The sequence below is a fragment of the Breoghania sp. JC706 genome (genome assembly GCF_037026715.1).
In the GTDB taxonomy this organism is placed as follows: domain Bacteria; phylum Pseudomonadota; class Alphaproteobacteria; order Rhizobiales; family Stappiaceae; genus Breoghania.
Genome location: NZ_JBANCG010000007.1, coordinates 1 through 14,954, shown reverse-complemented (window position 1 = coordinate 14,954; position 14,954 = coordinate 1). Strand labels below are relative to the sequence as shown.

Annotated in this window: 14 protein-coding genes; 7 read left to right on the top strand and 7 right to left on the bottom strand. The window is 63.6% G+C overall.

Annotated elements, in window-relative coordinates; all coding sequences use genetic code 11:
* The first annotated feature begins 18 nt into the window (after positions 1-18).
* Both V2L18_RS15345 and V2L18_RS15340 read left to right on the top strand, forming a co-directional pair.
* Positions 19-396 (top strand): MaoC/PaaZ C-terminal domain-containing protein, encoded by a 378-nt coding sequence (locus tag V2L18_RS15345; RefSeq protein ID WP_336179157.1) that lies wholly within the window; start codon positions 19-21, stop codon positions 394-396.
* Positions 393-761 (top strand): phosphate acetyltransferase, encoded by a 369-nt coding sequence (locus V2L18_RS15340; RefSeq protein WP_336179156.1) that lies wholly within the window; start codon positions 393-395, stop codon positions 759-761. Before V2L18_RS15345 ends, V2L18_RS15340 begins: the two co-directional genes overlap by 4 nt.
* An 11-nt stretch (positions 762-772) precedes the next feature.
* Here the strand turns inward: V2L18_RS15340 and V2L18_RS15335 are convergent, their stop codons facing one another.
* A complete protein-coding gene (locus V2L18_RS15335; RefSeq protein ID WP_336179155.1) occupies positions 773-1,681 on the bottom strand; it encodes a LysR family transcriptional regulator in 909 nt (302 codons plus the stop codon).
* Positions 1,682-1,701: 20 nt separating this feature from the next.
* Positions 1,702-2,661 carry an AEC family transporter gene (locus V2L18_RS15330; protein WP_336179154.1) on the bottom strand — a complete coding sequence of 320 codons (960 nt, stop codon included), beginning with the start codon at positions 2,659-2,661 and terminating at the stop codon, positions 1,702-1,704.
* A gap of 167 nt (positions 2,662-2,828) precedes the next feature.
* Between V2L18_RS15330 and V2L18_RS15325 the strand changes: the two genes are divergently transcribed.
* Positions 2,829-4,091, top strand: coding sequence for an ATP-binding protein (locus V2L18_RS15325; protein ID WP_336179153.1), 1,263 nt, complete (start codon positions 2,829-2,831; stop codon positions 4,089-4,091).
* 12 nt (positions 4,092-4,103) lie between these two features.
* Here V2L18_RS15325 and V2L18_RS15320 read toward each other — a convergent pair whose 3' ends face one another.
* From V2L18_RS15320 to galU, 5 genes are all read right to left on the bottom strand, one after another.
* The gene (locus tag V2L18_RS15320; RefSeq protein WP_336179152.1) at positions 4,104-4,748 is read right to left on the bottom strand and encodes a LysE family translocator; all 645 of its coding nucleotides are present in this window, start codon (positions 4,746-4,748) and stop codon (positions 4,104-4,106) included.
* A gap of 128 nt (positions 4,749-4,876) precedes the next feature.
* Positions 4,877-6,061: an ammonium transporter gene (locus V2L18_RS15315; RefSeq protein ID WP_336179476.1), complete on the bottom strand. Its 1,185-nt coding sequence runs from the start codon at positions 6,059-6,061 to the stop codon at positions 4,877-4,879.
* Positions 6,062-6,554: 493 nt separating this feature from the next.
* Positions 6,555-7,934 (bottom strand): ammonium transporter, encoded by a 1,380-nt coding sequence (locus V2L18_RS15310; protein ID WP_336179150.1) that lies wholly within the window; start codon positions 7,932-7,934, stop codon positions 6,555-6,557.
* Positions 7,935-7,955: 21 nt separating this feature from the next.
* On the bottom strand, positions 7,956-8,294 hold the full coding sequence (locus tag V2L18_RS15305; RefSeq protein WP_336179149.1) for a P-II family nitrogen regulator: 339 nt from the start codon (positions 8,292-8,294) through the stop codon (positions 7,956-7,958).
* 569 nt (positions 8,295-8,863) lie between these two features.
* A complete protein-coding gene (gene galU / locus V2L18_RS15300) occupies positions 8,864-9,742 on the bottom strand; it encodes a UTP--glucose-1-phosphate uridylyltransferase GalU (protein ID WP_336179148.1) in 879 nt (292 codons plus the stop codon).
* Between the two features lie 179 nt (positions 9,743-9,921).
* Between galU and galE the strand changes: the two genes are divergently transcribed.
* The 4 genes from galE to cysN all read left to right on the top strand — a co-directional run bounded on the left by galE (position 9,922) and on the right by cysN (position 14,855).
* Complete coding sequence (galE, locus tag V2L18_RS15295; protein WP_336179147.1) at positions 9,922-10,911, top strand: UDP-glucose 4-epimerase GalE; 990 nt, start codon at positions 9,922-9,924, stop codon at positions 10,909-10,911.
* A gap of 215 nt (positions 10,912-11,126) precedes the next feature.
* Positions 11,127-11,933, top strand: a complete 807-nt coding sequence (cysQ, locus tag V2L18_RS15290; protein ID WP_336179146.1) for a 3'(2'),5'-bisphosphate nucleotidase CysQ — start codon at positions 11,127-11,129, stop codon at positions 11,931-11,933.
* A gap of 103 nt (positions 11,934-12,036) precedes the next feature.
* A complete protein-coding gene (cysD, locus tag V2L18_RS15285; RefSeq protein WP_336179145.1) occupies positions 12,037-12,945 on the top strand; it encodes a sulfate adenylyltransferase subunit CysD in 909 nt (302 codons plus the stop codon).
* The gene (cysN, locus tag V2L18_RS15280) at positions 12,945-14,855 is read left to right on the top strand and encodes a sulfate adenylyltransferase subunit CysN (RefSeq protein WP_336179144.1); all 1,911 of its coding nucleotides are present in this window, start codon (positions 12,945-12,947) and stop codon (positions 14,853-14,855) included. Before cysD ends, cysN begins: the two co-directional genes overlap by 1 nt.
* The last annotated feature ends 99 nt before the right edge of the window (positions 14,856-14,954 follow it).

Sequence of the window (14,954 nt, the reverse complement as noted above, 5' to 3'; positions counted from 1 at the left end):
GCCAGCATGGATGCCAACATGAATGACAGTGCCGCCGGCACTCTGCGCGCGGAGTGGATGCCGCGTCAGGAGGATTTCGATCGTTTTGCCGTCTTATCGGGCGACGACAATCCCATTCACGTCGATCCCGAATTCTCCGGCCGCACCCGGTTCGGGCGCACGGTTTCGCACGGAATGCTGCTCTATTCGCGCGTTCATGCGCTGATCTCGAATGCCTTTCCCGGCCGGCGGCATCGGATGCAGACGCTGATGTTTCCGAACCCGGCCTATGCGGGCGAGGTGCTGCGGATCACGGTTGCACAGGGCAATGGCGGCGTAATGGACGTGGTGGTCGAGCGGGCGTGCGACGGGGCGATCGTGTTGCAGGGGGCCTGCAGATTGGAGGCCGTGCGATGAGCCTTTTGGAAATTGGCCGCAGCGCAAGCACGACGCGCACGTTCGATGAAACCGATGCCCTGGGCTATGCGGAGCTTTCGGGCCTTGCAGAGCGGCCCCAGACGGTGCCGGAGCCGTTGATCGGGGGGCTGTTTTCCTACCTGCTCGGTGTGAAGGTGCCAGGGTTCGGCACGAACTATCTCAAGCAGGACATGAGGTTTCTGGTGCCTGCGCCTTTCGGTGCGCCGCTGACCGCCACGGTGACGGTAACCCGGCTCCGGCCGGAAAAGCACCTGGTCGATCTGGAGACCGTGTGCGAGACGGCCGAAGGCCAGCGCATTTGCGAGGGGCGGGCGCTCGTCTATGTGGAGGATGTCGGCAAATAAGCTCTGCGACGTCAGAAGGCGCCGCGCAGCTGTTCCTTCTCGAACCACGCGACCAGAAAATCGACGAAAGCGCGCACCTTGCCGGAAAGGTGCTTGCGATGCGGATAGACGACCCAGATCGCGGCATCTTCGGACTCGTAGTCCTCCAGCACCCGCACCAGCCGCCCGGCGGCGATGTCGTCGCGCACCATGAAGAGAGGGATCCGGGCGAACCCGAGGCCGGCAAGGGCGGCCTGCCGGGCCGCTTCCGCGCTGTTGACCTCGACGCGTCCCTTGACGGCCACCGAGAGCCGCCCGCCTTCGGTGTCGCGGAAGACGAGGTTGGAACGGAAGCGGTAATTGGTGTCGACCACAAAGGACATGTCCGCGAGGTCGCCCGGTTCTTCCGGTCTGCCGTTGATCGAGATCAGCTCCGGGGCTGCTACCGTCACCTGTCGGAATGGCGCGAGTTTTCGGGCGATCAGGCTTGAATCGGACAGTTCGGTAAGGCGGATGGCGACGTCGAAACCTTCCTCCACCAGATCGACGAAACGGTCCTCGAGCTTAAGATCGACGGAAATGTCCGGGTTTTCGGCCAGGAAGGCCATGACGGCGCGCGACAGGTCGTGATCGCCGAAGGCGCGGGAGGCGGAAACACGCAAGAGGCCGCGGGCATGCTGGTGAGCATCCTGCATCGCCTCCTGAAGATCGTCGATGCGCTGCAGGATGTCGGATGCCTCGCGGTAATAGGCCTGTCCGGCCTCCGTCGTAGAGATCTGCCGGGTGGTGCGGTTGAGGAGACGCACGCCCAGTTCGTCCTCCAGTTCGCCGACATATTTCGAGACCAGCGCCTTGGAGCGGCCCATTTCGCGGGCGGCGGCCGAAAAGCCTCCGGCATCGACCACCTGGATGAAACAGCGCATGCGGGTCAGTTGGTCCATTGAGCCTTCCTCGCGATTTGTCAGGCGACGCCGACGATATGCATCCATACCCCGATGCTGATCACCGAGAAAACCGAAGTCAGCGAAATGGTGTTTGCCGACAGGGCGTGACCGGTGCCGAAACCGATCGCGAAGAGGTAAGCGTTGATGCCGGTCGGGCAGGCGGCGCACAGGGTGGCGACCTGGATCCACAGCGGCGGCAGATGGAACACGTAGGTCGCCGACACCCAGACGATCGCCGGCAGGGCAATGGTCTTCAGTGCGCTTGTGACGACCGCCGGAGCGAGGTCGCCGCGGATGCCGTAGCGGCGAAGGCTCATGCCGAGGGAAAACAGGGCGACTGGGATGGTCGCGTTGGCGATCTGCGCGATGACATTTGCCGGCAGGGCTGGGATCTGCATCCCGGTCATGCGCCACGCCACGCCGGCCATGATGCCGATGATGATCGGATTGGTGATCAGGTTGCGCGCGACCTGTCGCAATGTCACCGAAATCGGGCGTGCCGATTGCATGCCGTCGGCCACCGCCGCCCGTTCCATGAGCAGGGTGCTGACGACCGTCATGAACGGCAGGTGCACGGAGACGATCACGAAAAGAGGCACAAGGCCTGCTTCGGAGAAGGAGGCGGAAACGATCGGCAGGCCGACGAGCATTGTGTTGGAGAACGCGCCTGAAATGCCCGCGATGACGCAGTAGCGCTCCTCGCGATGGAAGAGATACCGGCTCAGCAGGGATGCTGCCGCCCAGACGATGGCGAGTGCCGAGAAATAGGTTCCCCACAGCGCCCAGGGGGATGCCCCGTCGAAGGAGGCGGTCGCCAGGGTGCGGAAGATCAGGACGGGAATGGCGATGGTATTGACGAACTGGCCGAGGCCGTCGCCGACAGCCTCGCGCAGGAGCCCGGTAAACGCGGAGGCGTATCCGAGGGCGATCAGCAGGAAGATCGGCAGGACGATGGCGAGAATGTCGGTGGAAAGCATCTCGTGGCCGGGTTCAACGGGGAAGTTGCAGGTGGACCGCCGTCGGGGGCCGGCAAGACAGGCGCCAGCAGGATAGGCAAAAGCCGTTCATCCCCTCCACATTCGGGCTTAGGTGAGAATGTCGCGGGCGTCAAATCGTACCTTTCCCCATCCATGGCCTCGAAACCTTGCTCCGGCGCTGCTACGATTCGCGACAATGGTTAAGCAGTGAAGGCCGTATGTCTGTGAAAGAGGCCGATACAGAAAATACCGACGGTGTGCATCCGGCCGAAGACGAGACGAACACCGCATTGGCGCTCGCCGTCATCGTGCATGACATTCGCACCCCGTTGGGCGCTGTTTCCGCAAGCGCCGATCTGCTCGCGATGACCGACCTCGACGAGCGCCAGCGTCGATATGTCGAAACCTTGCAGCAGGCGGCGGCCGCCCTCAACGACCTTGCCACCGAATTGCTGGATCAGGCGGGCGAGGTACCGACAGGGTCCGCAGGTTCGCAGACCTGGAAACCGACGGAGACGTTTCACAGCCTCGCCGCGCTGTTCAAGCCGCTGGCGGACGAGCGCGAGGTGCGCCTTGAAATGGAGCTCGGCGCGGGGCTGGATGCGCCGGCGACGGGAGATCCGCAGGCGCTGCGCCGCATCCTGACCAATCTTCTCGACAACGCGATCAAGTTCACGGGGAAGTTCAGGGAAACCCTTGCCGGCGATGGTTCGGTCCGGATCGCGGCCGCGCTCGCGGGAGCGGGTGAACGCCGTCAGTTGGTGGTGACGGTCAGCGACGACGGGCCGGGCATAGCGGCGGACGAATTACCGCAATTGTTCCTGCCCTATCGCCAGGGTGCCTCGGGCCAGAGATTGCGCAGCGGCTCGGGTCTCGGCCTCTGGATCTCACGAACGCTGGCGCGGCAACTCGGCGGCAGCCTGGACGTCGAAAGCGAACCTGGACATGGCACCAGATTCACCCTTCAGGTCCCGTGCCCGCCGGCGCAGGGCACGGATGAAGGTGGAGGGGCCGGCGAAGCTCCATCGGAGCCGAGCGGACAGGGGCGGGGACTGAATGTGCTGGTTGTCGACGACAATTCGGTCAATCGGCTGCTGATCACCACGTTCCTGGAGTCCTTCGGCATGCCGTTCAAGGCGGTCGACAGCGGGCCTGCCGCCATCGCGGCGGCGGCTGCGCAACCGTTCGACGTGATCATCATGGATCTTCAGATGCCGGGGATGGACGGCATCGAGACCGCGCACCGCTTGCGCGAAATGGATGATATTGCCGACATCCCGATCGTGGCGCTGACCGCCGGCATGAAGCCGGCTGATACGGCCCGCTGCCGCCGGGCGCGCTTTGCGAGCATCCTCGCAAAGCCCTTTGCGCCCGCCGACCTTCTCAAGGCGTTGACGACCGCCGTGGCCGACGCCGACGGCACCGCTTGAGCGTTGCGAGCGCTACCGGCTTGCGGCCGTCGCGATGCGCAGCGCAAAGCCGCCAATGATCCCGGCAAACGTCCAGTCCATGATCCGCATGAGACGAGGCGACCGTTTCAGCGCGGCGGAGAACTTTTCCGCTGTGGCGATCATCGCCACCGTGAACGGCAGGGACAGGACGACGAAATAAAGCCCCAGAAAGACAAGCTGGCCGCGCACGTTCGGATCATGCGCATCGACGAACTGCGGCAGGAAAGTCACGAAGAACAGCACGATCTTCGGATTCAGGAGGTTGATCCCGATCCCGGTCGCCCAAGACGAGGCGAGGCTCGCATTCCTGCCGCCCGACTTGCGGTCGAGCGTCAGCGCGGAGCCGTGTCGAATGGTCTGGACGGCAAGCCAGAGCAGATAGGCGGCCCCGATCATCTTGACCACCAGAAAGGCCGTGGCGGAGGCGGCGAGAAGAGCCGACAGCCCGAAGGCGGCGAGCAATGTGTGGATGACAAGTCCGGTATTCGCGCCGGCCATCGCCGCAAAACCGGCGGCACGGCCCTGGCGCAGCGCGCGGCTGAGGAAAAGCGCCATGTCCGGCCCGGGGGTCAGCGTCAGGATGATCCCGGCGAGCGTGAAGGCCGCGAGGACTGCCGGATCTGGAATAAAGCTCATGGGTTTGCCGTCGTTTGTCGCGCCCGTACGGGCTGTCGGCGGACGATAGGACGGCGTGTTGCGGATCGCAACTGGTTCAACGGACGCTCCCGGGGCCGGCAGGGCCGGTCCCGGGAGATAGATCCCGCCTACTGCACGACCTCGCCGTGCAGGTTGATGTCGAGGCCCTCGATCTCCACCTCGCGCGGGACGCGCAGGCCGAGCGTGGCGTCCAGAACCTTGAGAATGATGAAGGTCGCGATGGCCGTCCAGATGATGGTGGCGCCGATGCCGACGATTTGGATCCAGACCTGGCCCCAGTTGCCTTCAAGACCGCCGGGGGTGCCGCCGATCGCCTCGACGGCGAACACGCCGGTCAGGATCGCGCCGACGATGCCGCCGAGCCCATGCACGCCGAAGGCGTCGAGGCTGTCGTCGTACTTGAAGGTCCGCTTGAGATATTCGACGCCCCACAGGCAGATCAGGCCGGTCAGGATACCGATGGCGAGCGCACCGGTGGGGCCGACAAAGCCCGAAGCCGGCGTGATGCCGACGAGGCCGGCAACCGCACCCGACACGATACCGAGCGTGCTCGGGCGGCCATGGAGAATCCATTCACCGAACATCCAGGCGAGGGCGGCTGCGGCGGCGGAGATCTGCGTCACGGCCATGGCCATGCCGGCCGATCCGTTGGCGCCCACCGCGGAGCCGGCGTTGAAGCCGAACCAGCCGACCCACAGCAGCGCCGCACCCGTCAGCGACAGGATCATGTTGTGCGGGGCCATGTTGTCGGTGCCGTAGCCGGTGCGTTTGCCGAGCACGATGGCGGCGACGAGGCCTGCGACGCCGGAATTGATGTGCACCACGGTGCCGCCGGCGAAATCGAGGACACCTTCCTTGCCGAGGAAGCCGCCGCCCCATACCCAGTGGCACACGGGGGCGTAGACGACGATCATCCAGATGCCGAGGAACCAGAGGAGGGCGGAGAACTTCATGCGGTCGGCAAAGGCGCCGCAGATGAGGGCCGGCGTGATGATCGCAAAGGTCATCTGGAAGGTCATGAAGACCGATTCCGGGATCGTGCCGGACATTGCGTCCTTGGTCAGGCCCGTCAGCATGAAGTTGGAGAAGCCGCCGATATAAGCGTTGAACGCACCGCCGTCGGAAAAGGCGAGCGAGTAGCCGAGAACCATCCACAGAACGGTCATCAGGCACGCCGCGGCGAAGCTTTGCATGGCGGTGGCCAGCACGTTCTTCTTGCGCACCATTCCGCCGTAGAAGAGCGCGAGGCCGGGGATGGTCATCATGAGGACCAGCGCCGTGGATGTCAGCATCCAGGCGGTGTCGCCGGTATCCAGCGTGTCGGCGAAAGCGGGCAGGGCGAACAGGTTTGCGACCAGCGTTGTCGCCGCGGCCAGGAGGTTCCGTCTGTTTCCAAGGGGTGGCATGTCGGGCGGCTTCCCATTTGATTATTAATTGAACAGGTGCGGCCCGAATGGGCATCGCGTGCCCATTTGGTTTTCAAAACTTGTGCCAATTGGCAATCGATGGCGGGAACATGTTGATGGCGAAAGGAAATGCCCAGCACATAGGCGGCAGTCCCGAAGCGTATCCGTAGAAGTCCACCCCGGTTCTTGATCAATTTGGTGTCGGTTGCATAAAAAATAATCGCATGCGGACGCTGCGGAAGAAAGACCAACGCGCGCGCTCGGCGTGATCGGGGGGCGCTTCCGGTTTGAAAGATGGTGCGAACAAAAAAGCCCGGGCCGTGAGGCCCGGGCCAGTTCGATCGAACAACGGTTAAGTTCGATCCGCTTGGAGAGGAGGTTACATCCGCTGGGAACCGGTCCCGAACTCCGGATAGGCTTCGACGCCGATTTCCACCTTGTCGAGGCCGAGGACTTCTTCCTCCTCGGTGACGCGGATGCCGACGGTGGCCTTCAGGATCAGCCACACGATAGCCGAGGCGATGAAGGTGAAGGCGCCGATGGAAACGATGCCGACGATCTGCGTACCGAAGGAGGTCCCGGCATTCGACCACGGCACGATGAAGGTGCCCCAGATGCCGGCCATCAGGTGGACCGGGATCGCGCCGACGACGTCGTCGATCTTCAGCTTGTCGAGCATCGGAACGGCGAAGACGACGATCGCTGCGCCGACGCCGCCGACGATGATCGCCTGCAGCACGGTCGGCTGCAGCGGCTCGGCGGTGATGGCGACGAGACCGGCGAGCGCACCGTTGAGCGCCATGGTCACGTCGACCTTCTTGTAGAGGATCTGCGTCAGGATCATCGCGACCACCACGCCGGCGGCTGCGGCGATGTTGGTGTTGGCGAAGATGCGCGAGATGTCGGAGACATCACCGATCGTGCCCATGGCGAGCTGCGAGGCGCCGTTGAAGCCGAACCAGCCGAGCCACAGGATGAAGGTGCCGAGGGTCGCGAGCGGCATGGAGGAACCCGGCATGGCGTTGACCTGGCCGCCGGGCGCGTACTTGCCCTTGCGTGCGCCGAGGATGAGGGCACCGGCGAGGGCCGCCCAACCGCCGACAGAGTGCACCAGCGTGGAGCCGGCGAAGTCGGAGAAGCCCATCTTGTTCAGCCAGCCGCCGCCCCACTGCCAGGAACCGGTGATCGGGTACATCAGGCCGGTTAGGACGACCGTGAAGAGCATGAACGGCCAAAGCTTGATGCGTTCGGCAAGCGTGCCGGAAACGACCGAGGCGGCCGTGGCGCAGAACACCATCTGGTAGAACCAGTCCGACGCGGTGGAGTAGCCGGTATCGAGCGCATTGCCGCCGACCGGATCGAACGAGTAGGGGCCGAAGGAACCGATGAAACCGCCGTCTACGCCCGTGTACATCAGGTTGTAGCCCGTCAGCCAGAACAGCAGGCCGGCGACCGAGTAGAGCGCGATGTTCTTCAGGCATTGCATGGAGACGTTCTTGGAACGCACCAGGCCTGCTTCCAGCATCGCGAAACCGGCGGCCATCCACATCACCAGGAAGCCGCCGATGAGGAACAGCAGCGTGTTGAAGATGTAGGCGACTTCCGGCGTGACGGCCGGCGCGGCAGCGGCAGCTTCGGGAGCGGCGGTTGTGTCCTGGGCGAGAGCCGCAGTGACACCGCAAAGTGCGGCAATGGCGACGGCCGAAGCGGTACCGGCAAGTGCCGGCGCGAAGCGACCGAGTGAAATGGAAGTCTTCATGACTGTTTCCCCGTTAAGCAATTAGAGCGCTTCGGCGTCGGTTTCGCCGGTGCGGATCCGGACCGCCTGGTCGATCGAATAGACGAAGATCTTGCCGTCACCGATCTGGCCGGTCTTGGCCGCGCCGGAGATCGCGTCGAGCACCTGATCGACCATGCCGCTCGCGACGGCGACCTCGATCTTCAGCTTCGGCAGGAAGCTGACGGCATATTCGGTGCCGCGATAGATTTCGGTATGCCCCTTCTGGCGGCCGTAGCCCTTCACTTCGGTGACAGTGAGTCCCTGCACGCCGATAGCGGTGAGGGCGTCGCGCACCTCGTCCAGCTTGAACGGCTTGATAATGGCCATGACGATTTTCATGTTCGGTTCCCGTATCTCTCCTGCAGCCGCCCGCGGACGCTGCGGCCCGTTCCGGATGGTGTTCCCTTGATCGTCTCATCCCCGAAGCGGTGCCGGCGGCACCCTCCCGGGCCTCAGCGCGCTGACCGCGACCGGTTCCTCTCAATCAAGGTCCGTGCCAAGTGCGATTCCCGTGCGGAAATCTGCCTTGGATGTGGCGGGAAAAGCGCACTAATACGCTGATTTTGAAAACGAAAATGCGGAGGTAAGGGTGGTTGCCGGAATGGCTTGGCCAAAAAAGCAGCAGAGCCAAGAGTATGCACAAAAAATATGCAGAATGGTGGCTCGATGCTGCCCGTTAATTGGGCAACGAGCGAAAGCCGCTCCGTAAAGCCACGAAATCGACCGGTCACCGCCGGAGGGTGCCGGCTTTTCGCCATTTTCCGGCCGAATTCGTTAATTCCAGGTCGCGCGAAACGCGGCGCCGACACCCGGCTCTCTCCGCCGGACGCCCGGCGGAGAGAGGGAAAGGTTCGATCCAGAAAAAAGGCGGGCGCGGACGAAAATCCGCACTGTTGCCGGGAGAAAGGTTACCCGGCCAGCAGGTCCTTGAGGACGGCGCGATATTCGTCGGCGAGATCGGCGCGGTCGAGCGCATAGGCGACGTTGGCCGACAGGAACCCGATCTTGGAACCGCAGTCGTAGGTCTTGCCCTTGAAGGCGAGACCGGTCATGCCCTGGCCGTCCATCAGCTTCAACAGCGCGTCGGTGAGCTGGATCTCGCCGCCGGCCCCGGTTTCCTGATTGGCCAGATAGTCGAAGACCTGCGGCTGCAGGATGTAGCGGCCGGTGATGATGAGGTTGGAGGGCGCGGTGCCGGGCTTGGGCTTTTCGACCATGCCGCGCACGCCGTATACGCCGCCCTCGCCCGAGCCCTCGACATCGACCACGCCGTAATTGTGGGTCTGGTCCTCCGGTACCTCCTCCACCGCGATCACGTTGCCGCCGGTCTTGTTGTAAGTGTCGATCATCTGGCCGAGGCAGCCGCGCTCGGACTTGACGAGCACGTCCGGCAGAAGAACGGCGAAGGGCTCGTTACCCACCATCTCGCGCGCGCACCATACCGCATGGCCGAGGCCGAGCGGTTCCTGCTGGCGGGTGAAGCTCGACTTGCCGGGGGTGAGCCGGATTTCCTCCAGAAGGTCGAGGGCTTCCTGCTTGCCGCGCTCGCGCAGGGTATGTTCCAGCTCGAAGGACACATCGAAATGGTCGGCGATCACGTGCTTGTTACGCCCGGTGATGAAGATGAAATGCTCGATCCCCGCCTCGCGCGCCTCATCGACCACGTATTGGATGATCGGACGGTCGACCACGGTCAGCATTTCCTTCGGAACCGCTTTCGTGGCGGGCAGGAAACGGGTGCCGAGACCGGCGACGGGAAAAACGGCTTTGCGAATGGGTGCGGGCATGTGCATGTCCTGAAAGTGAAAGGTGGTAGCGCCACCGGTCCAGCGGAAGCTAATCAGGCGGCTTGTGAATAACAAGCTGTGCTGCCTGCGGTTCCGTATCGCGGCCGAAGGCAAGGAATCGTGCTACAGGGGAAACCGGGCCGGTTTTGGGGAACCTGCCCGCGGTGCGGGGTGGAGTGATGGCAGTTCTGGTGACCGGAGGCGCCGGGTATATCGGCAGCCATATGGTGTGGAGCCTCGTGGAGGCGGGCGAGGATGTCGTCGTTCTCGACAATCTCGCAACCGGCTTCGACTGGGCCGTCGCGGGAGCGGCGAAGCTGGTCGTCGGCGACGTTGGCGATGCCGATGTGCTCGACGGCATTCTGGGTGCGGGGGTCGATGCCGTTCTGCATTTCGCCGGCTCCGTCATCGTGCCGGAATCGGTTGCCAACCCGCTCAAATATTACCGCAACAACACCGCCAACACCCGCGTTCTCATTGAGGCCTGCATCCGGAACGGGGTGCGTCATTTCATTTTCTCCTCCACGGCCGCCGTCTATGGCGATCCCGATGTCGTGCCCGTCGGCGAGGATGCGCCGCTTCGTCCGCTGTCGCCTTACGGTTCCTCGAAGCTGATGAGCGAGATCATGCTTGCCGATACGGCGGCGGCGCACGACTTCGCCTTCACGGCGCTGCGCTATTTCAACGTGGCGGGAGCCGATCCGCACGGCCGCACGGGCCAGTCGACGGCGAACGCCACTCACCTCATCAAGGCCGCCTGCGAGGCTGCGCTCGGCAGACGCAAGAGCCTGTCGGTCTTCGGGACCGACTACGACACGCCGGACGGTACGGGCGTGCGCGACTTCGTCCATGTCACAGATCTGGTGGAGGCGCACCGGTTGGCGCTGGTGCGTTTGCGAGGGGGCGGACAAAGCTGCGTGTGGAATTGCGGCTACGGCAAAGGCTATTCCGTGCGTCAGGTGATCGATGCGGTGCGCCGGGCGTCGGGCCGCGATTTCGAGGTCGTGGAGGAGCCGCGACGGACCGGCGATGCGCCCCTGGTCGTGGCGCGTGCAGATGTCATACGTCGCGAACTCGGCTGGCAGCCGCGATACGAAGATCTCGATGCCATCGTGACCCATGCCTTGGCATGGGAAGATCGTCTCGCCCGCCGCAACACCCCGGCATGAGGTCGCCATGTGCGCCGTGCGACGGGTGCGTCTGAGCCGACTGGAAGGATTGAAAGAGCACCTGCGAGCTGCATACCCTCTTGCGAGGCGGCAATTTTCGTGCGCCGGCGCGGTGCTCGGAGCATCCGTAAACCAACATCCACTGGAGAGAGCCAGATTTGACGACCCGCAGCAACGAGCCGACCGCAACGCCGAGCACTTCGGCTGGAATTGACATGACGAAGCTCTTGGACCTGGCCATTTCGGCGGGCGCGACGATCCTTGCGATCTATGCAGACACGATCGACGTGAGCCGGAAGGGAGACGGGTCTCCGGTCACCGAGGCCGATACGCGCGCGGAAGCAATCATCCTGAAGGGGCTCGCCGAGATCGCGCCGGATATTCCGGTCGTGGCCGAGGAGGCTGTCGCCGCCGGACGCATTCCGGCTCCCAGCGCCCGGTTCTTTCTGGTCGATCCGCTCGACGGGACGCGCGAGTTCATTTCTCGAAACGGCGAGTTCACCGTGAATATCGGTCTGATCGATAATGGCGCGCCGGTAGCCGGCGTCGTCTATGCGCCCGCACTCGGCGAGATATTTTGGGGGACTGCGGGAGAAGGTGCCTTTGGCGCACATGTCGTCGACGGCCGGATTCGCCGCCAGACAGGGATGGCGTCCTGCAAGGCGGCGCCGAAACACCTCAGGGCGGTTGCGAGCCGCTCGCACATGAGCGAGGAGACGCGCGCGTTCATCGAAAGACTCGGTGTCCGCGACTTTGCGTCTGCCGGGTCCTCGCTCAAGTTCTGCAAGATCGCGGCGGGTCTCGCCGACATCTATCCCCGCTTCGGGCGCACGATGGAATGGGACACGGCTGCTGCCGATGCGGTGCTAAGAGCCGCTGGCGGCATGGTCGTCACTGTCAACGGTGCGCCGCTCGTCTATGGCAAGCGTGACCAGGCCGCAGACAGCGCCTTCGCAAATCCGTACTTCATAGCCGCGGGAGATCGGGAATTTCTTTCTTCGATCAGGGACCAATTACATTGAACGCCCTTTGATGCGCCGCATTGCAGGCTATAGATTGGCTCAGACTTTTCGGCCGGTCCGCCGGCCCTAGCCCGCAGGGGCCAACAAACAGGTTCGTCTTTCCGTGTCTGTCGATCGAAGCTCGCATCTCAAGCGCCTCGAGAACGAGAGCATCCACATCATGCGCGAGGTGGCGGCCGAGTTCCGCAACCCCGTGATGCTCTATTCCATCGGCAAGGATTCCAGCGTCATGCTGCACCTTGCGATGAAGGCGTTCTATCCATCGAAGCCGCCGTTCCCTCTGCTCCACGTCGACACGACCTGGAAATTCCGCGAGATGATCAGGTTTCGCGACGATACGGCGAGCAGGCTTGGGCTGGACCTGATCGTCCATACCAACCAACAGGGCGTTGCGGACAACATCAACCCGTTCGACCACGGCTCGTCCTTCTACACGCACGTGATGAAGACGGAGGCGCTGAAGCAGGCGCTCGACGAGCACGGCTTCGATGCGGCCTTCGGCGGGGCGCGGCGCGACGAGGAGAAGGCGCGGGCCAAGGAGCGCGTGTTCTCGTTCCGCACGGCTTCCCACGGCTGGGACCCGAAGAACCAGCGCCCGGAGCTGTGGCGGCTCTACAATGCGCGGGTTTCCAAGGGCGAATCGATCCGCGCTTTTCCGCTGTCGAACTGGACCGAGCTCGACATCTGGCAATACATCCTGGCGGAGAACATCCCGATCGTGCCGCTGTACTACGCGGCCAAGCGCCCGGTCGTGGAGCGCGACGGGCAGCTGATCATGGTCGATGACGAGCGGTTGCCGATGAACCCAGGCGAAGTGGCGCAGCAGCGCATGGTCCGCTTCCGCACGCTCGGCTGCTATCCGCTCACCGCGGCCATCGAATCGCAGGCGACGACGCTTCCCGAGATCGTGTCGGAGATGCTGGTCGCCCGCTCCTCGGAGCGATCCGGCCGTCTGATCGACCACGACGAGGCGGGGTCGATGGAGAAGAAGAAGCGCGAGGGGTATTTCTGATGGACGGTCTCGACGCGGTCGCGGCGGATGCTCCGGAAGCCATCGCGGAGTTCATTTCCGGTCAGGAGACCAAGGGCCTCCTGCGCTTTCTCACCTGCGGGTCGGTGGACGACGGCAAGTCGACGCTGATCGGCCGGCTGCTTTACGATTCCAAACTGCTGTTCGAGGATCAGTTGGCCTCGCTCAGGAAGGATTCCGTCAAGCACGGCACTGTCGGCGACGACATGGATTTCGCGCTGCTGGTCGACGGCCTTGAGGCGGAGCGCGAGCAGGGCATCACCATCGATGTCGCCTACCGCTTCTTCGCGACCGAGGCACGCAAGTTCATCGTGGCCGACACGCCGGGCCACGAACAGTACACCCGCAACATGGCGACCGGCGCCTCGACAGCCGATCTGGCCGTGCTGCTGGTCGACGCACGCAACGGCATTCAGGTGCAGACGCGCCGTCACGCCTTCATCGCCTCGCTGCTCGGCATCCGTCACGTGGTGCTCGCGGTCAACAAGATCGACCTTGTCGATTACAGCGAGGCGCGCTTTGAGGAAATAAAGGCGGAATTCGAGGCCTTTGCGGCCTCTTTCGATTTCGACAGCCTTGTTGCGATCCCGATGTCCGCGCGCTTTGGCGACAACGTCTCGACGAAGAGCGAGCGTATGGCTTGGTACTCCGGTCCGACGCTGATCGAGCATTTGGAAACGGTGGAGGTGGCGGACGATCTCGATCTTCGTCCATTCCGCATGCCGGTGCAGTGGGTCAACCGGCCGAACCTCGACTTCCGCGGCTATTCCGGCACAATCTCGTCAGGTGTTGTGCGGCGAGGCGACGAAGTCGTCGTGGCGGGATCGGGCAAGACCAGCAAGGTCGCGCGTATCGTCACCATGGACGGCGATCTCGATCAGGCTCATGCGGGCGAAGCGGTGACGCTGACGCTCGCAGACGAGATCGACATCTCGCGTGGCGACATCATCGCGGCATCGGAGAGCCGACCGGAGGTCTCAGACCAGTTTGCAGCCCACCTCATCTGGATGACGGACAAGCCGCTCTATCCCGGCCGTCCGTACCTTCTGAAATCGGGCGCGCGTACGGTGACGGCGACGGTGAGCGAACTCAAGCACCGCATCGACATCAACTCCTTCGAGCATCTTGCGGCCAAGAAGCTCGACCTCAACGAGGTCGCCTTCTGCAACCTTTCGCTGTCCGCACCTATCGCCTTCGATCCGTACGAATCGAACCGCGACACGGGCTCCTTCATCCTGATCGACCGGCTGACCAACGCCACGGTCGCCGCCGGCATGATCTGGTTCGGGCTGAGGCGCGCGACCAACATTCACTGGCAGGCGCTGGACGTCGACAAGCAGGCACGCGCGGCGCTGAAGGGCCAGAAGCCGGCCGTGCTGTGGTTCACCGGGCTTTCCGGCTCGGGCAAATCGACGGTGGCGAACGCGGTGGAACGCAAACTCCTGGCCGCGGGCCACCACACCTATCTGCTCGACGGCGACAACGTGCGTCACGGTCTCAACCGCGATCTCGGCTTCACCGACGAGGACCGGGTGGAGAACATCCGCCGCGTGGCGGAGACGGCGAAGCTGTTCGTCGATTCAGGCACGATCGTTCTTGTGTCGTTCATCTCGCCGTTCAGGTCGGAACGACGCATGGCGCGTGAACTGGTGGAAGAGGGCGAGTTCATCGAGGTGTTCGTCGACACGCCGCTAGAGGAATGCCAGCTGCGCGACCCCAAGGGCCTCTACAAGAAGGCGGCTGAAGGCAAGATCAAGAACTTCACCGGTATCGATTCGCCTTACGAGGCGCCGGAGAACGCGGAAATCCGGCTGGACACGACGGGCGCGGACCCAGACGCGCTTGCAGACCGGATCGTGGCGGATCTGAAGAACCGTGGGATCATCGGGTAGGCGGGGCGTTCTCGCCGTCCAATGAGGTGCGGCAAGAGAAGGTCGGAAGGGGCGCCACGGCGCCCCTTTTTCGTTACATCCTAGATAAACCTCCACCTA

What these genes read in the sequence shown, in the direction of transcription:
- cysQ (WP_336179146.1), top strand. Translation starts at nt 11,127, where the DNA reads ATGACGAAGCTCTTGGACCTGGCCATTTCGGCGGGCGCGACGATCCTT.
- V2L18_RS15320 (WP_336179152.1), bottom strand. Translation starts at nt 4,748, where the DNA reads ATGAGCTTTATTCCAGATCCGGCAGTCCTCGCGGCCTTCACGCTCGCC.
- galU (WP_336179148.1), bottom strand. Translation starts at nt 9,742, where the DNA reads ATGCCCGCACCCATTCGCAAAGCCGTTTTTCCCGTCGCCGGTCTCGGC.
- V2L18_RS15315 (WP_336179476.1), bottom strand. Translation starts at nt 6,061, where the DNA reads ATGCTGACATCCACGGCGCTGGTCCTCATGATGACCATCCCCGGCCTC.
- V2L18_RS15345 (WP_336179157.1), top strand. Translation starts at nt 19, where the DNA reads ATGAATGACAGTGCCGCCGGCACTCTGCGCGCGGAGTGGATGCCGCGT.
- V2L18_RS15340 (WP_336179156.1), top strand. Translation starts at nt 393, where the DNA reads ATGAGCCTTTTGGAAATTGGCCGCAGCGCAAGCACGACGCGCACGTTC.
- V2L18_RS15335 (WP_336179155.1), bottom strand. Translation starts at nt 1,681, where the DNA reads ATGGACCAACTGACCCGCATGCGCTGTTTCATCCAGGTGGTCGATGCC.
- galE (WP_336179147.1), top strand. Translation starts at nt 9,922, where the DNA reads ATGGCAGTTCTGGTGACCGGAGGCGCCGGGTATATCGGCAGCCATATG.
- V2L18_RS15330 (WP_336179154.1), bottom strand. Translation starts at nt 2,661, where the DNA reads ATGCTTTCCACCGACATTCTCGCCATCGTCCTGCCGATCTTCCTGCTG.
- V2L18_RS15305 (WP_336179149.1), bottom strand. Translation starts at nt 8,294, where the DNA reads ATGAAAATCGTCATGGCCATTATCAAGCCGTTCAAGCTGGACGAGGTG.
- V2L18_RS15310 (WP_336179150.1), bottom strand. Translation starts at nt 7,934, where the DNA reads ATGAAGACTTCCATTTCACTCGGTCGCTTCGCGCCGGCACTTGCCGGT.
- cysN (WP_336179144.1), top strand. Translation starts at nt 12,945, where the DNA reads ATGGACGGTCTCGACGCGGTCGCGGCGGATGCTCCGGAAGCCATCGCG.